The following is a 1,243-nucleotide window of genomic DNA, read 5'->3' as shown; positions in this document are numbered from 1 at the left end:
TGATCTGATCCAATACTTTTGGACACCACGCTAAGTGAGTAAAATGACTTAACGAGGTGAATATGACAACCCAAAAGACCCGCAAGACTCACACTGCTGAATTTAAAGCAGAAGCCCTTAAACTAGCCGAACGTGTCGGTGTTGCTGAAGCGGCTAGGCAACTCAAAATCTACGAATCACAACTTTATAACTGGCGCTCTGCCATTGAAAAGAAATCGACAACCAGCCAACGCGAAGCAGAACTTGCTGCTGAAGTTGCCAAGTTAAAACGCCAGTTAGCTGACCAAGCCGAGGATTTAGCCATCCTAAAAAAGGCGGCCACCTACTTCGCGAAGAATCAAAAGTAAACCGATTCGAATTTATGCTCGAACACCAGCACCAGTTCCGCCTAAAACCAATGGCGGCGGTGCTTGGCGTGACGCGAAGTGGGTATTATGCCTGGCGAAAATCAAGCAAAGAACCGAGTGCGCGCTTGCTCAAACAGCACAGCCGTGATGAGCAAATCAAAGCTTTTTTTGTCCAGAGCAAAGAGCGCTCAGGCGCTCGGCGTATTCAAGCCGACCTCGCGGAGGATGGGGAATGCGCTGATCTGAAAACCATTATGAACAGCATGACAAGGCAGAATTTAGTGGCTAAAGCTGCGCGTAAATTCAAAACCACAACCGATAGCGATCACCAGCTTCCGGTAGCGCCAAACCTATTGGAGCAGAACTTCGATACCACTGGCCCGAACCAAAAATGGGTCGGTGATATCACGTATCTGATGACAAGCGAAGGCTGGCTGTATCTGGCGGTGATTATTGATTTGTACTCGCGAGCTGTGATTGGCTGGTCAATGAATAATCGTATGACGGCTCAGTTGGCTTGTGATGCACTGACTATGGCATTGTTCCGCCGTGGGTTCCCGAAAAATGTAATTGTTCACAGCGACCGCGGTAGCCAATATTGTTCACATGCCTATCGAAATCTGATTGAAAAACATCAACTTACCCAAAGTATGAGCCGCAAAGCCTGCTGCTGGGACAATGCCTGTGCAGAGAGCTTCTTCCATTCACTGAAGGTTGAGGCGATTCAGTACGAGCCAATCATGGACCGGGAAACCATGCGACAGACCGTTTTTGAATACATAGAAGTTGATTACAACAAAACCAGAAGGCATAGTTCACTTGGCTATTTAAGCCCTGAGAATTTTGAACTGAAACACAGTGCTTAGTTAAGTGTCCAGAGTTAGCGGATCAGATCA

1 protein-coding gene is annotated in these 1,243 nt (G+C 47.4%); it reads left to right on the top strand.

Annotated features, from left to right (window positions below):
- The first annotated feature begins 62 nt into the window (after nucleotides 1-62).
- Nucleotides 63-1,213, top strand: a protein-coding gene (locus AEA42_RS19060; protein WP_086022277.1) for an IS3-like element ISShes1 family transposase whose coding sequence is annotated in 2 segments (ribosomal slippage) — nucleotides 63-306 and nucleotides 306-1,213 — 1,152 coding nt in all. Because the reading frame shifts where the segments join, the coding sequence is not laid out codon by codon here.
- Nucleotides 1,214-1,243 lie beyond the last annotated feature (30 nt).

It is taken from the genome of Shewanella sp. Sh95 (assembly GCF_001308045.1).
GTDB classification, from domain to species: Bacteria; Pseudomonadota; Gammaproteobacteria; order Enterobacterales; family Shewanellaceae; genus Shewanella; species Shewanella xiamenensis.
This window is presented reverse-complemented; position numbering and strand designations above follow the sequence as displayed.